The following is a 17,981-nucleotide window of genomic DNA, read 5'->3' as shown; positions in this document are numbered from 1 at the left end:
ATGTGACGTACGGCAGTCCGGTTGATCGGGACCGGAGCGTGCCAGGGTTTTAAAGCCCGGGGTTTTGAGGAAAGTCATCCCTTGAATAACAACAATCGTGGTAACAACCGTCGGCGCGGCCGCGGTAACAACCGTCAGCAGGGCGGCCAGCAGACCAACCGGATCGACAGCAGGGCACGTGGCAATGCGCCGCAGCTTCTGGAAAAGTATCGGAAGATGGCGCACGACGCCCATCTTAATGGCGACCGCGTGACGGAGGAATACTACCTCCAGTTCGCGGATCACTACTTCCGCGTCATCGCCGACCAGAAGCAGCGCCAGGAAGACGCTCGCCAGCCGAATCAGCCGCGCCGCGACGATCATCGCCAGAACGATTACGGCGACGATTACGGTTCGTACGACGATCCCTACGGCGAAGCGCCGCCAGCTCCGGTCGAACGCGCTCCGCGCCCCGAGCGTGAACAGCGTCAGTATGAGCCCCGGAACGAACAACGCAACGACCAGCGCCAGTACGAGCCGCGCAATGAGCCGCGCCACGAACAGCGCGCTCCCGAGCAGGCTGCGCCGCCCGCCGTCGAGGCTACCGACGAGGTGGCCGAAGTGGGGTCCAACCTCTACGAACCGCCCGAGAACCCCTTCGTGCGCGACAACCGCGCTTCGCGTGGCCTGAAGCAGCGCAAGCCGCGCGGCTCCCGTCGCGACGAAGGCGACGAGGCGCAGGGCGAGGCCGAAGAGGCTCCCGTCGAAGCTGTTTCTGCTCCGGTTGCTCAGGAAGAGCCCGCCGGGTTCGACGCAGCGGCCCTCCCGCCCGCGATCTCGGCCAAGCCGACCCGCAAGCGCGCCCCCAAGGCCGCCCCGGTCGAAGCTCCGGCCGCTGAGGCCGAACCTGCCGCCGAGGAAAAGCCCCGTCGTCGCCGCACCCGCAAGGCTGCCGCCGGAGACGAAGCTGCTCCCGAGGCCGTCGAAGGCTGATCCTCCTTCCCCGGCGCGCGTGCACGGGATCGTAACTGGTCCCTTGCGTCGCGCCGGGCCGGGCTTACAAGCCCATGGCGATGCAGTCCGACCGGTACGCTTCGCCCTTCCTCAGAACCCTTGCTCTGGCCGTGCCCCCGCGGCCGGGTGTGCGCGCACTGGCGGCCATTGCCGCCGGTGCCCTCGCGGCCTGCGGCTTCCAGCCCCTCGCGCTCTGGCCGCTGACGCTGATTGCCGTCGCCTGGCTGCTCGAACTGGTGGTTCGGGCAAGGACGGGGCGGCAGGTCTTCCTGCTGAGCTGGTGTTTCGGGCTCGGCCACTTCACTCTCGGCAACAACTGGATCGCGACCGCCTTCACTTATCAGGCGAACATGCCCGCTTGGCTGGGCATGTTCGCGGTGGTACTGCTGGCGCTCTACCTCGCGCTGTTCCCCGCAGTGGCGGCGTTGGCGGCCTGGCTGGTGGCCCGGCCCGACCGCCGCGAAGGTTCGCGCGGTTTTGCCGCGCTTGCCCTCGCTTTCGCCGCGACCTGGATCGTCACGGAGTGGATCTGCGCCTGGCTGTTCTCCGGTTTCGCCTGGAATCCGCTGGGCATCGCGCTGCTGGGCGGGTTCGAAAGCCGGGGGCTTGGCATTCTGGCGCCGTGGATCGGGACGTATGGCCTCTCGGGCGTGCTGGTCCTGTTGTCCGGCGTGCCCGGCATCATGGCCCGGCTGCCCTCCGGCAAGGTGTTCTCGCCCATAGCCGTCGCGGTGCTGGCGGGCGGGCTTGGTTTTGCCATGTATGCACCTGCTCCGGCTGCGCAGCCCGGCCCGGCGCGCTACACGCTGGTCCAGCCCGACATCCGGCAGGAGTTCATCGACGACCCGCGCTATTTCGAGCGCAATTTCCAGCGGCTCGCGTCGCTCTCGCTGCCGCGCACGCCGGGGGACCGGCGCGCGGTGTTCTGGCCTGAATCGGGGCTCGGCGATTTTCTGCGCGATGGCTATCCGAGCTATCTCTACCGCATCTACACGTATGCCGGTGATCCGGAGATCGCCCGACGCCGCCTCGGCCGTGTGGTCGGGCCTTACGGCCTGCTGATGACCGGCGCCGTCGACCTCGTCATGGAGGGCGAGGAGGAGAAGGCGGCGCGCAATTCGGTTACGGCGATCGACGGAAACGGGGCGATCCTGGCAGGGTATTCCAAGGCCCACCTCGTGCCATTTGGCGAGTATCTGCCGATGCGCTCTCTGCTCGGGCCGATCGGTCTCAGCCGTCTGGTCGCCGGGCAACTCGACTTCCTGCCGGGACCGGGGCCGCGCACTGTCGACTTCGGTTCCTACGGCAAGGCCGGAATGCAGATCTGCTACGAGATCGTCTTCAGCGGCGAGGTCGTCGATCCCGCCAACCGGCCCGACTACATCTTCAACCCCTCGAACGACGGCTGGTTCGGCGCCTGGGGGCCGCCCCAGCATCTCGCGCAGGCACGGCTTCGTGCGATCGAGGAGGGACTGCCGGTGCTGCGCTCGACCACTACGGGGATCAGTGCGGTGATCGATGCCGACGGGATCGTGCGGGCCTTCGTGCCGCGCCATCGCGCCGGTCGTCTCGACGGGCTGATCCCGCAGGCCCATGAACCCACGCTCTTTGCCCAACTCGGCAACGTTCTTCCGCTCGCGCTTGCCGCACTCATGATGGCGGTTGCGCTTTGCGTGGTTGCACTCGGGCGCCGTCGGGTCTAGACCCCGCACTCACATAAAGCTTCCTTTATATCCCAAGGGATCACATGCGCAGCAACTACGTCTTCACGTCCGAAAGCGTCTCCGAAGGCCATCCGGACAAGGTTTCCGACCAGATTTCCGACGCCATCGTCGATCTGTTCCTGTCGAAGGACCCCGAAGCGCGCGTCGCGTGCGAGACGTTGACGACCACCCAACTCGTTGTCCTCGCAGGCGAAATCCGCTGCAAGGGCATCTTCGAGAACGGCGAGTGGGCCGAAGGCGCGCTCGAGGAAATCGAGAAGACCGTGCGCGCTGTCGTCAAGAAGATCGGATATGCGCAGGACGGTTTCCACTGGGAAACCTTCGAGTTCATCAACCGCCTGCACGCGCAGTCCGCGCACATCGCGCAGGGCGTCGATGCAGCGGGCAACAAGGACGAAGGCGCCGGCGATCAGGGCATCATGTTCGGCTTCGCCTGCGACGAGACGCCCGACCTGATGCCCGCGACGCTCGATTACAGCCACAAGATCCTGCACAAGCTGGCAGAAGACCGCCACTCGGGCGCCGCGCCGTTCCTGGAGCCCGACGCAAAGAGCCAGGTCACGCTGCGCTTCGAGAACGGCGTGCCGGTGGAGGCTACTGCCGTCGTCGTCTCGACCCAGCACGCGCCGGGCTACGACAAGGGTGAGCAGGAAGCCGAACTCAAGGGCTATGTGAAGACGGTCGTGACCCAGCTTCTCCCCGAGGGCTTCGTCACCGACAAGACGGTGTTCCACATCAACCCGACCGGCTCGTTCGAGATCGGCGGCCCTGATGGCGACGCGGGCCTCACCGGCCGCAAGATCATCGTCGACACCTACGGCGGCGCTTCGCCGCACGGTGGCGGCGCGTTCTCGGGTAAGGACCCGACGAAGGTGGACCGCTCGGCCGCCTACGTGACGCGCTATCTGGCGAAGAACGTGGTCGCAGCCGGCCTCGCCACGCGCTGCACGATCCAGGTGTCCTACGCGATCGGCGTTTCCGCGCCGCTCTCGCTGTACGTCGATACCCATGGCACCGGCACCGTCGATGACGCCGTGCTGGAAGCCGCGATCGCCAAGGTCTCGGCCGAGAAGCTGGGCGGCCTGACCCCGCGCGGCATCCGCGTCGGGCTTGGCCTCAACAAGCCGATCTACGGCCCGACCGCCGCTTATGGCCACTTCGGCCGCCAGCCCGAGGGTGACCTGTTCCCCTGGGAGCGCACCGATCTCGCCGATGCGCTGAAGGCCGCGCTGGGCTGATCTGAAAGAGCGTCGCATTCTTGTGCGGTGCTTACATTCTTTCTTTCAGTCATTCCCGCGAAGGCGGGAACCCATCTCCTGAATTTTCGTGTTGCACGGTTATCAGATCGGTCCCCGTCTCCACGGGGATGCAGCAGGAAGAAGAAGCGGTCATACGTACCCTTCGACCAACCGCCGACGCTGTTCGATCAGCGTCGGCGTTTCTCTTGCAACGATGGGCCAAGCCGATAGCTTCGGCCGATCGACCCCAGCGCTTTTCTGGGCGCGGGATGCAAGGGACACATCCATGATCGAAACCGACCGTCGCGGCGCACTCGGCCTCGCTGCCGCGCTTCCTCTCGCTTCGGCACTCCCTCCGTGCTGGCAGGCGCGGCGCATGCGGCCGACACCGCAGCCGCGCAGTGGGACCTCACCGACCTTTACCCCGGCCCCGACGCTTGGGACGCCGCGCGCAAGCAGGTCGCGGCCGCGCTGCCGCGCCTTGCCGCCTACAAGGACAGCTTCGGCACCGACGCGCCCGCCATGCTCAAGGCGCTGGAGGATATCTCCGAAGTGTCGAAGACTTTCGCCCGCGTCTACGTCTATGCCTCGCTCAAGGCGGACGAGGACGTGCGCGTCTCCGCCAATCAGGAGCGCAACGCGCAGGTCATGGACCTCTACGCTGCCTTCGGCGAGGCGACCGCGTGGACCGCGCCGGAAACACTGAAGCTGGGCAAGGACAAGGTCGAAGGCTTGATCGCCGCTGACAAGACGCTCGCTACCCGTTTCGCCTTCGGCCTGCGCAAGACCCTGCGCGAGGCCGAACACACCCTCGATGCCAGGGGAGAGGCTTTGCTGGCGGCGGTCTCTTCCCCGTTGTCAGGCCCGCAGACGATCCGCGAGCAGTTGTTCTCCTCCGACATCCCCTGGCCCGAGGTCACCCTGTCGGACGGGCGCAAGCAGGTGCTCGACGCGCAGGGGTACACCCTGACCCGTGACGCGCCGAACCGCGATGACCGCAAGACGGTGATGGATGGCTTCTTCGGTCAGATGGGCAAGTTCGAAAGCTCGCTCGGCGCGGCGATGGCGGCCAAGCTCAAGGGCGATGTGTTCGAGGCCCGCGCCCGCAGCTACAAGAGCTGCCTCGCCATGGCGCTGGCACCCGGCGCGGTGCCCGAGGGCGTCTACCGCACGCTGGTGGCTGAGACGAATGCCGGTCTGCCGCAGCTCCACCGCTCGTTCGAGCTGCGCCGCAAGATGCTGAAGCTGCCGAACATGCATTATTACGACATCTACCCGCCGCTGGTCAGCCTGGAGCGCAAGTTCACCCTGACCGACATGCGCAACATCACCCTGAAGGCGGTGGAGCCGCTGGGCCCCGACTACGTCAAGCGCCTTGGCGCGGCGACGGCGGCGAAGTGGATGGACCCCTGGCCGCGTCCCGGCAAGCGTCCGGGCGCCTACATGAACGGCTCGGCCTATGGCGTGCATCCCTACCTGCTGCTGAACCTTGGCGAGAACTACGAGGGGTTGTCCACGTATGCGCATGAGTGGGGGCACGCGATGCATTCGCTGCTGGCCGATCTCGGTGCAGCCTTACGAGCTGTCCGACTACCCGATCTTCACCGCCGAGATCGCCTCCACCTGCAACGAGGTGCTGCTGACCGAGTACATGCTGAAGCAGGCGAAGACGAAGGACGAGAAGATCTACTACCTCGGCATGCGGCTGGAGGGCATGCGCGGTACCTTCTTCCGCCAGGCCATGTTCGCCGAATTCGAGCTGAAGATGCACGAGATGGCCGAAGCCGGAGAGGGCCTCTCGGGCGAGAGCCTGACGCGCGTCTACCTCGACCTGCTCAAGCGCTACCATGGCCCGAACTTCGTGATCGATGCGCCCTACGCGATCGAGTGGGCCTATATCCCGCACTTCTACAGCACGTTCTACGTCTACCAGTACGCCACCTCCATCTCGGCGGGGACGTGGTTCGCGCACTCGATCCTGAACGGCGGCAAGGCCGAGCGCGAACGCTACCTCGACGTGCTGCGCAGCGGAGGCTCGGCCGATCCGGTGGATATCCTCAAGAAGGCCGGGCTCGATATGACTGCGCCCGATCCCTATCGCGGGCTGGTGGCGGACTTCAAGGCGACGATCGACGAGATCGAGACGCTGATGGCGTGACGTAGCGGCGTCAGGGCACCATTCCGTCGAGTGGTGTCCTGCGCCCCGGCCCGCCGGTGACCGCAACGGTCATCGCGCCGAGCCCTTCCACCCAGGCGTGCATCGTGTCTCCCGGTACCACCGGCCCGACCGAGCGCGGCGGCGTGCCGGAGAAGATCACATCGCCCGGATGCAGCGTCATCACCGAGGCGGCATGTTCGACGAGATCGGCGATGCCGAGGACGAGGCGGCGTGTATTGTCCACCTGCCGGTCCTCGCCATTGACCGTCAGGCTAAAGTTTAGGCAATCGGGATCGGTGATCTCGTCGCGGGTGGTGAGCCACGGGCCCATCACTCCGTAGGTATCGAAGCTTTTGCCGAAGCTGGGAAATTCGCTGCCCTGCATTGTCATGTCGAGGCCGATGCAATAGCCGGCGACGTAGTCCAGCGCTTCGGCGGCAGGGATTTCGGTGCCCTGCCTGCCGATGACGATGGCGATTTCCATTTCGTGAAAGGTCGTGCGTTCGGGCCATCGGAGCACCACGCCGTCGGCAGGTCCGGCGGCCGCGCTGGTCATCTTGAACAGCAGGCCGAGGCGGCGCGGGTGCCCGCCGGCGGCCAGGACTTCTTCGAAGTTGCCCGCTCCGCAGACGAACTTGCCGGGGTTGGCGACCGGGCTTTTCAACAGGACCTCGTCAAGCGGCAGGCTCTCGACGCTGTCGGAAAGCGCTTCTATCTGTGGGCGCAAAGTGTCCAGATGCGCGATGAACTGGTCCCCGGGCGGCAAGGGCCAGCGAAGTGAGGGCAGGGTGTCGGTGACCGCAGTGACGTCATGGACCCGATCGCCGCGCACGACGCCGACGCGGATCGGTCCGGCTCCGATCGGCTCGGCGCTCCGCATCTGATAGCGGCAGATTTTCATGGTTGCCCTTCGCTCCTCTCCGTTTGCGCGGACAGTTAGGAGGAAGCGAGGCGGGGGCAACTGCCGGGAGTCCGGCAAGCCATCGCGATCGTCCGGAAAGACATCGGGCAGCGATTCCGATCACGATGCTAGGGGCCTCTATTCGGGAGTGATCGGGCGTCCCTCCAGCCGGGCCACGGCATGACGCACGACCTTGTCCAGCGCTTCGTCGGAGAAGAAGCCGCCCGGGATCAGGCACCGTTCGATCAGCACGCGGCGAAAGGCGGCGAAAGTCTCCGGGGAGGGTGGAACCGGATCGTTCCAGAAGGCATCGATGCCGCCTTGATAGGTGATCTCGGCAATGTCGTAGACGGCATGGCCCAGCACCACCACCGGCACGCCGGCGGCCAGCGCGAAGGTGCCGCTGGTGCTGTTGATGGTGACCACCCCGCGCGCGCCGCGCGTCACGGGCACAATGTCGCCCGTGGCGAGGTAATCGACGCGGTCCTCCACCCCGAAGCGTCTGGCGAGGTCGATCGTCTCCTGCCGCCAGTCGCGCACGCCGTTGTCGAGCGGGTGCTCCTTGACCACCAGGCGCGTATCGTGCGGTGCGTGGGCGGCGAAGGACGCGATCACCTGATGGATCGCGGGCAGGATCCCGGCGAAGGGCGAGTGCAGGCGGATCTGCGCATCGGAATCGAGCTGCAGCGGGAACAGATAGTAGGGCGCGCCCGAATGCGCGAGCCGCTCCATCAGTTCGGCTGATGCGGCCTCGCGTTCCTTGCGGTGACGCAGCTTGCGCCACCAGCCCATGCCCTCGACCACGGGGTGCCATGGACGATGGTTGCTCCAGCCCGGATAATGCCACCGGGTGAGCACGTCGGCGGCATTGTAGGCGAGCCCCTCCAGCGCGCGGCGCCGGAAGGAGGACGGGACTTGCGCATGGGGCGGGACCGGCGGCAGGGCGGCTGCGGTTTCGCGATACCAGGCCGGGTCGCGCGGCAGCTGCGAATGGCCGTTGACCCCGCCCAGTTCCAGCGTGACCCAGTCAGGCCGGATATAGCCTTCCTCGAAGACGTGGACCGGAACGCCCTGCTCCCGGGCGATGCGGATCGCAGGCATGTGATGATCGCGACAGTCGCCGAACAGGACGACGTCGGTGACCGCCTTTTCGTGCAGCAGCCGCGCGAAGAAGGCGGGCCATTCCTCCAGCATGCCACGATACTCGATACCGCCCGGCAGCCGCCAGAACGCCCGGTCGCCACCGTTGAAGTTGACCTTGTGGACGGTGTGGCCGGCGCGCATCAGTTCCTGTCCCAGGCGACGGAACAATGGCCCCATCAGGCCTTGCAGCAGGAGTACCGTGCGGGAACCGGACGCGGTAACCGGAGGAGGGGAAACGTGCGGCATCCGGGAAAAATAGCTCCGTGGAGTGGCTCATGTACGCGGCTTGGCTTGTCCGGATCAGCCCTTTTTGCCGCGTTTGCCCAAGGCGTTAATGCGCCCGGCGTCCTGCGGCAAGCCTGCCCGGGCGTCGCTGATGTAGACGAAGGCGTGCGCGCACAACCTTGGAAAAATACGGGGAACATCCTGAAGGCGAGGGCCTTTCCTCGTCAGGGGCGGGCCGCTATCACGCCTTTCTCCGCCCGCAGGCCGCTTCGCCCGCAGGCCTCACGACACGGCAGGACGGTGACGACAGGTATCGCGACATTCGCCCTCACGCTGCTCGGCACCTGGGCCGGATCGGCCGTGCTCGACGGGCTTGTGCGGCCGCGCGGGATCAGGCGGGCTCGGGGACTGTGGCTGCTCGCCTGTATGACGGGCGTACTTCACGGGCTGTTCCTGACGCTCTGCGGTAACACTGCGGTGGCCATGGCGCTGGCTCTCGCGGTCCAGGCGCTGCTGGTTCTCGCCTCCAACGCCAAGCACGCGATGCTGGGTGAGCCATTGCTGTTTTCGGACCTTGCGCTGGTCGGCGCGGTGTTCCGTCATCCACAGTTTTATCTGTCGGCTGTGCGTCTGTGGCAGCGGGTAACGGCCGCTCTGGTGGCGGCGTCGCTGCTGGGCGTGGTCGCCTCACTCTCTCGGGCCGATCCGGTGGCGCATCTGGCAGGGCTGCTTCTGATGGCGGCGGAACTGGCCGCTCTGGCGCTCTCGCTGCCGCGTTCGCCCCAGAGCACCTTAGCGAGAATACCTGATGCTGAAGCGGACACCGGGCGCTTCGGTTTGCTGCCCGCCGTGCTGCTCTACTGGCGGCGCTGGTGGGCACAGCCCGACCCGGAGCCGTGTCCGCAGCCGCATCGTCAGGCTCCGGACGATGCTCCCGAACTTGTCGTCGTAATCCAGTGCGAGAGTTTCGCTGATCCCACCGAATTGTTCGGCGATCCGGCGCTGGCGCTCCCCGGCTTGCAGGCGGCTAGGGCTCACGCAATGCAGTGGGGCAACCTCAATGTCAGCGGCTTCGGCGCCTATACCATGCGGACCGAGTACGGCGTGTTGTTCGGCCGCGATGACGCAGCATTGGGCTTTCGGCGCTACGATCCGTTCCTGACCGCGACGGGAGAGGGAACATACGCGCTGCCCTCACGCCTGCCGGGATGGCGGGCGCTGTTCGTCCATCCTCACGACATGCGCTTCTACGGGCGCGACGCGATCATGCCGGCCGGGGGCTTTGCCGAACTGGTGGGTGAGGATCATTTCGCACCTCCGGGGCCAGGCGAAGGGCGCTATGTCACCGACGCGGCGATGACCGAGGTTATCTTGGCTCGGGCGAAGGCGGCCACGCAGCCGAGCCTCATCTATGCGGTCACGATCGAGAATCACGGCCCTTGGGCGCCCGACGCCCATGGCGGCGGCAGCCCCGATCTGGTCGCGGGCTACATGCGGCTGGTGCGCCGGGGCGACGCCATGCTGGAGGCACTGACCGACGGCCTCGCCGCGCTTGGACGCCCCGCGCTGCTGGTGTTCTTCGGCGATCACCGGCCGAGCATTCCCGGTGCGTCGGTGCCCGGCGGACCGCGGCATACCCCCTACGTCATGGTCCGCGTGGACGGTCGGGGCCGCATCGTGCCCGGCGACAACCGCTGCATCGACATCTCCCCGGCGCAGTTGCACCATGCAGTGCTCGATGCCGTGCTGGGGCCTGTCGCCGTCCAGGCAATCAGCCCTTTTCAGGAGGCGTGAGCCCGGCCAGCACCCGGTCTCGCAAGGGACGCGGGAGCAGGCGGTCGAACCAGCGCAGGGCCACGAAGGGCCAAGGCAGCACAAGATGCGCCTTGCCCGTAGCCGCAGCGCGCGCGATCCTCGCCGCGACCGCCTCGGGTGCCATCAGCATCGGCTTGGGGCCAGGCACCTTGCGGCCTGCCGCCGTGTCGATGAACCCCGGCGACACGAGGGTGACGCTGACCCCATGCGGCTTTGCGGCAAGCCGCAGCGCGTCGGCGAACCGCGCGAGGCCTGCCTTGGTCCCCGAATAGGCGGCTGCGAACGGCAGGGCGTGAAACGCCGCCGCGCTGCCGACCAAGACGATGCGGCCATGTCCTCGCGCGGTCATCCGTTCGGCGATCGCGGCCGCCATGGCGGCGGGGGCGGTGAAGTTGACGGTGCCCAGATGCGCAACCATCGCGGCATCCTCGATGCGGGCATCCGCTGCGCGGACGTCGCCCCGGCCCGAACAGAAAAGCACCATATCGAAGGGATCTGCGGCGTCCTCTTCCCGCAACGCGGCGAGGGTGGCCGGGACATCGGCGATGTCGAGGCTGCGAACCAGGACTCGCGCTCCTGCCGTCCTACAGGTCTGCGCCACCGCTTCCAGGCGTGCATGGTCGCGCCCCCAAAGGCTTAACCGCGCGCCGGGTGCTGCGTGAAACCGCGCCACCGCCCCGCCCAGCCCGCCCGAAGCCCCGGTGACGAGGATGTGCATCGATCTGCTGCCAAGGGTTTGGGCCGTGGACTCCGTCATTGCTTGAGCGCCATGCGCGATACTCGTCCAATTCTTGCCATATGTTCACCGCGTCTGGAGGCGTTTCGACTTGACAGGTAAACCCTCCTACTGTCCAGCATCGGAGCCAATGCCCACTCCGGTTTCCAGTCCGTCACGCATCCGGCTGTTCAAAAGTGAACGCCTGGAAAGTCTTACGCTCATCTCACCACGAACCTTCGTGCTGAGCTGGTCGGTGATACTGCCGCTGATCGCGCTGGTCGGGTGGCAGGGGGCCGGGCGCCATGGCCCTGAGCCTTTAGCTACCGCAGGATTGATCGCGGCGGGCCTGTTCGTGTGGACGCTGTTCGAATACGCGATGCATCGCTGGCTGTTCCACTGGGAATCCGACGTGCCGATGGTGCGCTGGTTCGTCTACCTGATCCACGGCAACCACCACGCCAGCCCCAACGATCCTCTGCGCGGCCTGATGCCCCTGCCGGTAAGCGTGTCGGTGGGTTCGCTCATCTGGCTGGCCTGCCTCGCACTCATGGGGGCGAAGGGAACCTGGCTGCTGCTGGGATTCATGACCGGCTATGTGTTGTACGACGCGGTGCACTTCGCCTGCCACCAGTGGCAGATGCGCGGCCGTATTGGCGGCATGTTCAAGCGCCACCACATGCGCCACCATTACGTGGACGAGGACGGCAACTTCGCCATCTCGGCGCTGTTCTGGGACCGGATCTTCGCATCGCGGATCCGCTCGCTCAAGCGGGAAGCCTAGGACGCTGCTCGTGAACAAGTGGCAGCAGACCCTCAATTCGCGCGGCTGGAAAGTTCCCTTCCTGGGCAAGTCGCTGTTCCAGATCGGCAAGGAACTGCGGCCGAAGATCGATGCGGTGATCATGCGCAATTCGCTGATCCCCGACGCGGCGGTGCAGGACAAGGCGTTCTTTCCCTGGATCGCCGAACTGGAGGGCAACTGGCAGGCGATCCGCGACGAGGCGATCCGTATCCGTGCCGAGGACATCCCCTCGCTCGGCGACATTTCCTTCGACCACGGCCGCATCGCGGCCGACAGACGCTGGCGGGCGTTCTTCCTCAAGGGCTATGGCTATCGCATGCCGAGCAATGCCGCCCGCGCGCCGGTGACGGCGGCGCTGATCGAGAAAGTGCCGGGCCTTGTCACCGCCAATTTCTCGGTCATGGAAGCGGGCGGGCATATCCCGCGACACTGGGGCATGACCAAGGGCATGCTGACCTATCACCTCGCGCTCAAGGCCCCACGCGAGGCCGAGAAGTGCCGCATGCACATAGAGGAGGGCGAAAACCTCCATGTCATGCACTGGGAGGATGGCCAGTCGTTCCTGTTCGACGACATGTTCAACCATGAAGTCTGGAACGAGAGCGAGGACGATCGCTATATCCTGCTCATCCAGATCAAGCGTCCGTGCCGTTTCTGGGGTAATCTGATCCAGAACGCGTTTCTCGGCGCAGTGCGCCATTCGCGCTTCGTCAAGGACATCCGCAACGCCATCGAGCGCGAGGCCGCGAAGCGCGGCAAGGCAGCCACCGGAGCGGGCTGAGCCGGGGCGGGTAGTCATGGCCCGCCGACCGTGGCCTTCGCTCTCACGCCTGCAGTTGCGCGATCGCGTCCGCCACGATGTCCATGTGCTCCGCCCAGGTGGGATTGTGCCAGTGCGGCAGCCGTGCCTGCTGTGCCCGGTGCATCGGCCCTTGCGCGGCATGGTCGAGCACCACAGCCTGCCAGCCTGGCCCGTCGAGTGGGTCGAGATAGTCGGGCACCGCGCCGCCTACTTCGCGCAGCGCGGCAAGGTCGCTGCAGATCACTGGAGTGCCGACGGATAGCGCTTCGGCCACCGGCATCCCGTAGCCTTCGGCGAATGACGGCATGAGCAACGCGCGGCTGCCCCGCAGCAGCGCCGCAAGCCGCGCGTCGGGGCAGCCGCCCAGTTCCTCGACATGGTCGACGAGGCGGGGGCAGCGTTCGAGCATGTCGACGACCTGCTCGTTCTCCCACCCCCGCCGGCCGATCACGATCAGGCGTGGGACTTTCTTAGAAGGCAGTGTCTCGGCGAGGTGTCGCCACAGGTGCAGCAGCAGCAGGTGGTTCTTGCGCGGCTCGATGGTGCCCAGGCACACGAAGTAGGGGCGTTCCGATGGCTCCGGCCCGGCGGCAGGCAGGCTCTCGGTGCCGAGCAGGGCGACGTGGATCGCGGTGCCCGGCGTCAGCCAGGGCTGCAGGGCGCGGCCGGTTGCGGCGGAATTGACGATCGCCGCGCCGCTGCTGGCACCGCAGGCGGAGGCGACGGTCTCCATCCGCCGCCGATGCAGCGCCGCGCCGGACGGGCGGGCATATTCCGGAAATTCGATGGGGATGAGATCGTGCACGAGGCACAGGAACTTCGCCCGTTCCCGCGCGAGGATGCGATGGACTTTCGCCGCGTTGGTCAGGTGATGGGGAGAAGCCTGGACATAGACCGCCCGCTCGCCAGAGCCGACACCCCCGCCCGTGGGCATCAGCGCCGCCAGTTGCGGCAGCACCGAGGCGAGCGACCGCTGGCGCGGGGCATCCGCTTCGCTCGCCCAGCGCCGCTCCAGTTCGTCGAGGTAGGCCAGCGCGGCGCGGCGCGGCAGGCGGCCGTAGCGTCCGGTGGGGTGGACGGCGGCAAAGGCAAGCGCCTCGCCATGGCGCGCCAGCAGGCCACGCGCATAGGCCATCTCCACCCGGTCCACGCCTGAGGGGTGGAATAGCGCAGCCGAGAGATCAGGCGCGAGATGTCGAGGATGACGGTCATCGGAAGATCTTCATCAGCTTGCCCTGCCAGCGGCGCAGGGGCGCGATCCAGTGCAGGCGGTTGGTGGCGGCGCTCCCCGCTCCTACCGCCGCCATGCGCGATACGAGCACTTCGGGCGGGCAGGGCAGGCCGGTGACCGGATCGAGATAGCGCGGATAGAGGATCAGCACGCCCGCCACCAGCGCATCGAGCGAGAGCCGCGCCGTGCGCCGGGCAGGCACTTCGCCAAGGTCGCGGGTCAGCCCCCAGCCCGCGTAGAACGGCGAGCCGTGGCAGGTCACCTCGCGGCCGCGCATCAGCGCCTCGAAACCGGTGAGCGAGGTGAGGACGTGCACGGCGTCCACCGCATCGAGGAGCGGGGCCATGCCGCCGCCGCGCACGATGCGATCGGCATGGGCAAGGATCTCGGCATCGGGCACCTTGCCCTTGCGGTGTCCGGCATCGACGTCGGGGTGCGGCCGGAACCAGATCTCGGCATCGGGCTCCAGCGCGCGCGTCCGGCGTAGCAGTTCGAGATTGGAGGCAAGGCCGCCTCCGCCCGCTCGCACGGACATGTCGTCCTCCACCTGCCCGGGCACGAGGATCAGGCGTCGTCCGGGCAGGCGTTCGGGCGCGGGGGCGGCGGTATCGGCGGAATACTTGCTGATGCCCGCCCTGACGATCGCTTCGCGTAGGCTCCGTGCCCGTTGAAGCACTCTAGGGTGCATCTGGGTGCCGTTGAGTACCGCTTCCAGATCGCTGGGGTCACGGGGATCGAAATGGATGCCCGATGCGTCCACCACGACCGAGGAGGGCGGTACGAGGTCGACGCCGAGCCCGACCGAGCGCACGAAGCCGTCCTCCACCCGCACCAGCGGCACGCCCTGTTCACGCGCGGCGGCGATGAGGGTGGGGGAAACGCGCGAAGGCCAGATCGCCACCGCTCCGCCGGCCTTGCGGGCGATCCGCAGTGCCCGCGTGGGGGAGGGCACGATCGCCAGACGGTGCCCTGGATGCCAGAGAAAACGTCGGATTTCCGTGCGCTTCCACCAGGCTATGCCGCAAGCTGCGACGATCGGGCGATTGGCTTCCAGTGTCGCGCGCCATAGCGCCAGCAGTTCGACCACGGCGTCTAAAGTGCATGGCTCCCCGGTGAAAGGATCGCGCCAGGTCGCCGCCGTTAGCGCCTCGGCAGCGCGGCGGTCGAGCGTGGCGGCATCGTCTCCGGGCGCGCCGAAGCGGCCGGGGGACAGCACATCAACGGCGACCTTGGCTATCCGGGCAAGGGCGACCCACTCGTCGTCCCCGTGGGCGACGAGGCGCCCGGCACTGGGCAGCACGGACCAGGGATCGACGTCGCCGCGCGATGTCCTGCCCGCCAAAGCGCGTGCCCAGTCGCGAGAGGCCGAAGGGGCGATCCACAGCGCGTCATCGTATTGTAAATTATTGATTTCATTTATTTTTTTTGGTCGAACGATCGTCTCGATCGGTGCGTCTAGACCCGCCGGATCGGCCCAGAACCGTCCGCCCACCCGCGCTTCGCGCAAGGTCGCGAACAGCGTGGCGGGATCATCGAGCGAGGGCGACGACGATGCGGGATGAGACACGGCGGCGTTTTCCCAGGGAAACGGCGGTGCGCGCAAAAGAGGCTCGGGAAGTCTCACGGGCGGCGTCCCCATTCGGCGAGGGTCAGGGTGACTGTCCCCGTTCCGGCCTCTCCCCGGTGGATCACGCCATAACTCCCGGTGGGCAGCTTCATGTCCGACCCGCTGGCGAGCCCTGCTGCGACGAGTGCGAAACGCGCCGCGCCATTGCTGGTGACCAGCAGCACCGGCTTGCGAGCGGATGCGAATAGCGCGCGCCAGGCGGCAATCCTCGCCTCGGCATCGACCTGCCAGCCGGGAGGGGGCACCGCCTGCTCGTCCCAGGCGGCAAGGACTTCGGCGCCGATGCGGGCCTGCACAGCCTGTTCGGTAGCGTCTTCGTCGGGGCCGTGGTCGATCTCGCGCAGCCACTGCGCGGGTTCGGCTTTCGGTGCGCCTGGCAGGTGACGCAGGATCGCCGCTGCCGTCTGCCGGGTGCGCGCCAGCGGCGATACGAGAACCCGCGCAAAAGCCATGCCCTGCGCCGCGAAGTGAGTGCCGAGCGCTTCGGCCTGGGCCAGTCCCGCAGCGGTCAGGGGCAAGTCCGTACGCGCGCCGATGCGCCGCGGCAGCTCGCCGCTTTCGAAAGTGTTGCCATGGCGAACGATTACGAACATGCCGCCCGCGCTATCAGGCCGGGAAGGGATCGCCTAGCCGTGCAATGGTTTCTTCCGCCAGCGCGAGATCCTCGGGCGTGTCGATGCCCGACATGGCATGGCTAGGCGGTTCGACTTCCACCGTCGCGATCATGCGCCCCGCTTCGAGGAAGCGGAGCTGTTCCAGCCCTTCCAGCGCTTCATAGGCGCCGCGGGGCGATGCATCGAACCACTCCAGCGCGGCGATGCGATAGCCATAGAGCCCCAAATGCTGCCACACGGGGAGTATGGTCCCGCAGCCCGAAGGTCGGCTTCGTCGCGGATCGCAGGGAGGATCGTCTTGGAGAACCACAAGGCCCGTCCGTCCGCCGCGCGAACGCAAGTCGTGCCGCTAAAAGGTGCGGCCTGCTTGTGTGCCCGCAGGCGATCGAGCCGGGTCCAGTCGAGCTGGTAGACCGGGGTGGCGACATCGGCTTCGCCGGTTCGCAGCGTCGTCACCAGCCCTGCCACCACGGAAGGCGGCACGAAGGGCGCATCCCCCTGCAGGTTGATGACCAGTTCGGGTTTCTTCGGCTGCAATAGTGCTGCAGCACAGGCGCGCGATGAGCCGGAATCGCATGTATGGGGTGTCATCACCGCCTCTGCGCCGATCAAGCGGGCATGCTCGGCTATGCGTTCGTCGTCGGTCGCCACAACCACTTCGCAATCCCCTGCGCGTGCGGCGGCTTCCCGGGCGACGGCGACGACACGTTCGACCAGAGTGCGCCCCGCAATCTGAAGCAGGGGCTTCCCCGCAGGCGTGTGGAACCGTAGCGCGCAGGAACGACTATGAGGGCGGGGGCATGGGGCATCGGACAACTGGTGCTGCTTGGAGAGCGGATGTCAGACTACGCCCGCGCGCACGATGTCGTGCATGTGGACTATGCCCACCAGCTTGCCGCGGTCTTCAACGAAAAGCACCGAAATCGCATTTTCGTTGAGGATCTGGAGAGCCGTGGAGGCGAGGGTGTCGGGCCGGACGGCAAGCGGGTTCACAGACATATGCAGGCCGATGTTGTCGGACAGGTCATAAACCGCAATGCAGCGCCTGAGATCGCCATCGGTAAAGGCGCCGACCAGACGATCCTCCTCATCCACGACGGCGGTGCAGCCATAACGCTTACGGCTCATTTCCAGCGTCGCGCTGGTTAGCGAGGCATGGCGGCCTACACGCGGGATCGCTTCGCCGACACCCATGATTTCGCCCACCGTGCTCAACTGGACTCCCAGTTTGCCGCCGGGATGAAATACTCGGAAATCGGAGGGACTGAAGCCGCGTGCCTCGATCAGCGCCACCGCCAGCGCATCACCGAGCACCAGTTGCAGGGTGGTGGAAGACGTCGGCGCCAGTTCGTTCGGGCACGCCTCGCGCACAGGGGGCATGGCGAGGCAGATGTCGGCTGCGCGGCCTGCAGTGCTGTCCGGATGGGAGGTGGCGACGATCAGCGTTACACCATAACGGTTGCAGTAATGAAGGATGTCGCCCAGTTCAGCGGTCTCACCTGACCAAGTGATAGCCAGTACCACATCCTGTTTGGTGATGACGCCAAGGTCGCCGTGGCTCGCCTCACCGGGATGGAGATAGAGCGCAGAAGTGCCCGTAGAACGCATTGTCGCGGCAATCTTGCGTGCGATATGGCCGCTTTTGCCCATGCCAGTGACGATTACTCGCCCCCTCGTGGAGGCAAGTGCCTGGATGGCCAACTCCACCGCCCGGCCAAGCTCGGGAGATTGCAGCGACACCTTTAGCGCTTCGAGCGCTTCCAGCTCGATGTCCAATGTCTTGAGAGCCGACGCGGCATGCCGCGTCTGAAATAGTGCACTTTTCATACCGCCCTATGAAATTGCTATTTATGTTATGCAGACGCTTGCACGCGCTACTGATACACAGATGAAACCCGGATCAATCTTCACTCCTATTCGAGCATGGAAGGGATTGCCAGCTGGTTCGTTCCCGGCCAAGGAAAAGGGCTGATGCTCATGGCCTTGCCGT

14 protein-coding genes and 2 pseudogenes are annotated in these 17,981 nt (G+C 66.5%); 8 read left to right on the top strand and 8 right to left on the bottom strand.

The window, feature by feature from the left end:
• The first annotated feature begins 21 nt into the window (after window positions 1-21).
• From KZO24_RS14250 to KZO24_RS14230, 5 genes and pseudogenes are all read left to right on the top strand, one after another.
• Window positions 22-972 carry a DUF4167 domain-containing protein gene (locus KZO24_RS14250; RefSeq protein ID WP_486486478.1) on the top strand — a complete coding sequence of 317 codons (951 nt, stop codon included), beginning with the start codon at window positions 22-24 and terminating at the stop codon, window positions 970-972.
• 74 nt (window positions 973-1,046) lie between these two features.
• The gene (gene lnt / locus KZO24_RS14245) at window positions 1,047-2,696 is read left to right on the top strand and encodes an apolipoprotein N-acyltransferase (protein ID WP_486486477.1); all 1,650 of its coding nucleotides are present in this window, start codon (window positions 1,047-1,049) and stop codon (window positions 2,694-2,696) included.
• A 44-nt stretch (window positions 2,697-2,740) separates the two neighbouring features.
• The gene (gene metK / locus KZO24_RS14240; RefSeq protein ID WP_486486476.1) at window positions 2,741-3,955 is read left to right on the top strand and encodes a methionine adenosyltransferase; all 1,215 of its coding nucleotides are present in this window, start codon (window positions 2,741-2,743) and stop codon (window positions 3,953-3,955) included.
• A gap of 522 nt (window positions 3,956-4,477) precedes the next feature.
• Window positions 4,478-5,458: pseudogene (locus KZO24_RS14235) on the top strand (M3 family metallopeptidase); the annotation flags it as partial.
• A gap of 16 nt (window positions 5,459-5,474) precedes the next feature.
• Complete coding sequence (locus KZO24_RS14230) at window positions 5,475-6,113, top strand: M3 family metallopeptidase (RefSeq protein ID WP_486487181.1); 639 nt, start codon at window positions 5,475-5,477, stop codon at window positions 6,111-6,113.
• A 10-nt stretch (window positions 6,114-6,123) separates the two neighbouring features.
• Here the strand turns inward: KZO24_RS14230 and KZO24_RS14225 are convergent, their stop codons facing one another.
• Together KZO24_RS14225 and KZO24_RS14220 are read right to left on the bottom strand one after the other, a co-directional pair.
• A complete protein-coding gene (locus tag KZO24_RS14225; RefSeq protein ID WP_486486475.1) occupies window positions 6,124-7,014 on the bottom strand; it encodes a fumarylacetoacetate hydrolase family protein in 891 nt (296 codons plus the stop codon).
• Between the two features lie 138 nt (window positions 7,015-7,152).
• Window positions 7,153-8,298, bottom strand: coding sequence for a capsule biosynthesis protein (locus KZO24_RS14220; RefSeq protein ID WP_486486474.1), 1,146 nt, complete (start codon window positions 8,296-8,298; stop codon window positions 7,153-7,155).
• A gap of 384 nt (window positions 8,299-8,682) precedes the next feature.
• Here KZO24_RS14220 and KZO24_RS14215 point away from each other — a divergent pair, with 384 nt between their 5' ends.
• Window positions 8,683-10,176 (top strand): LTA synthase family protein, encoded by a 1,494-nt coding sequence (locus tag KZO24_RS14215; protein ID WP_486486473.1) that lies wholly within the window; start codon window positions 8,683-8,685, stop codon window positions 10,174-10,176.
• Here KZO24_RS14215 and KZO24_RS14210 read toward each other — a convergent pair.
• Complete coding sequence (locus tag KZO24_RS14210) at window positions 10,154-10,954, bottom strand: SDR family NAD(P)-dependent oxidoreductase (RefSeq protein ID WP_486486472.1); 801 nt, start codon at window positions 10,952-10,954, stop codon at window positions 10,154-10,156. The genes KZO24_RS14215 and KZO24_RS14210 overlap by 23 nt on opposite strands.
• Before the next feature lie 199 nt (window positions 10,955-11,153).
• Between KZO24_RS14210 and KZO24_RS14205 the strand changes: the two genes are divergently transcribed.
• Window positions 11,154-11,696, top strand: coding sequence for a sterol desaturase family protein (locus KZO24_RS14205; RefSeq protein ID WP_486486471.1), 543 nt, complete (start codon window positions 11,154-11,156; stop codon window positions 11,694-11,696).
• A 10-nt stretch (window positions 11,697-11,706) separates the two neighbouring features.
• Window positions 11,707-12,498, top strand: coding sequence for an aspartyl/asparaginyl beta-hydroxylase domain-containing protein (locus tag KZO24_RS14200; RefSeq protein ID WP_486486470.1), 792 nt, complete (start codon window positions 11,707-11,709; stop codon window positions 12,496-12,498).
• A gap of 43 nt (window positions 12,499-12,541) precedes the next feature.
• Here KZO24_RS14200 and KZO24_RS14195 read toward each other — a convergent pair whose 3' ends face one another.
• From KZO24_RS14195 to KZO24_RS14175, 5 genes and pseudogenes are all read right to left on the bottom strand, one after another.
• Complete coding sequence (locus tag KZO24_RS14195) at window positions 12,542-13,654, bottom strand: glycosyltransferase family 4 protein (protein WP_486486469.1); 1,113 nt, start codon at window positions 13,652-13,654, stop codon at window positions 12,542-12,544.
• A gap of 73 nt (window positions 13,655-13,727) precedes the next feature.
• Window positions 13,728-15,317, bottom strand: coding sequence for a capsular polysaccharide export protein, LipB/KpsS family (locus tag KZO24_RS14190; RefSeq protein ID WP_486486468.1), 1,590 nt, complete (start codon window positions 15,315-15,317; stop codon window positions 13,728-13,730).
• A gap of 53 nt (window positions 15,318-15,370) precedes the next feature.
• A complete protein-coding gene (locus KZO24_RS14185; RefSeq protein WP_486486467.1) occupies window positions 15,371-15,970 on the bottom strand; it encodes a histidine phosphatase family protein in 600 nt (199 codons plus the stop codon).
• Between the two features lie 13 nt (window positions 15,971-15,983).
• Window positions 15,984-16,800 (bottom strand): annotated as a pseudogene (locus tag KZO24_RS14180) (3-deoxy-manno-octulosonate cytidylyltransferase).
• Between the two features lie 31 nt (window positions 16,801-16,831).
• On the bottom strand, window positions 16,832-17,818 hold the full coding sequence (locus KZO24_RS14175; RefSeq protein ID WP_486486466.1) for a KpsF/GutQ family sugar-phosphate isomerase: 987 nt from the start codon (window positions 17,816-17,818) through the stop codon (window positions 16,832-16,834).
• Window positions 17,819-17,981 lie beyond the last annotated feature (163 nt).

It is taken from the genome of Novosphingobium sp. NFX11 (assembly GCF_057376415.1).
Note: the sequence above shows the minus strand (reverse complement) of the source record. Positions and strands in the feature narration are given on the sequence as shown.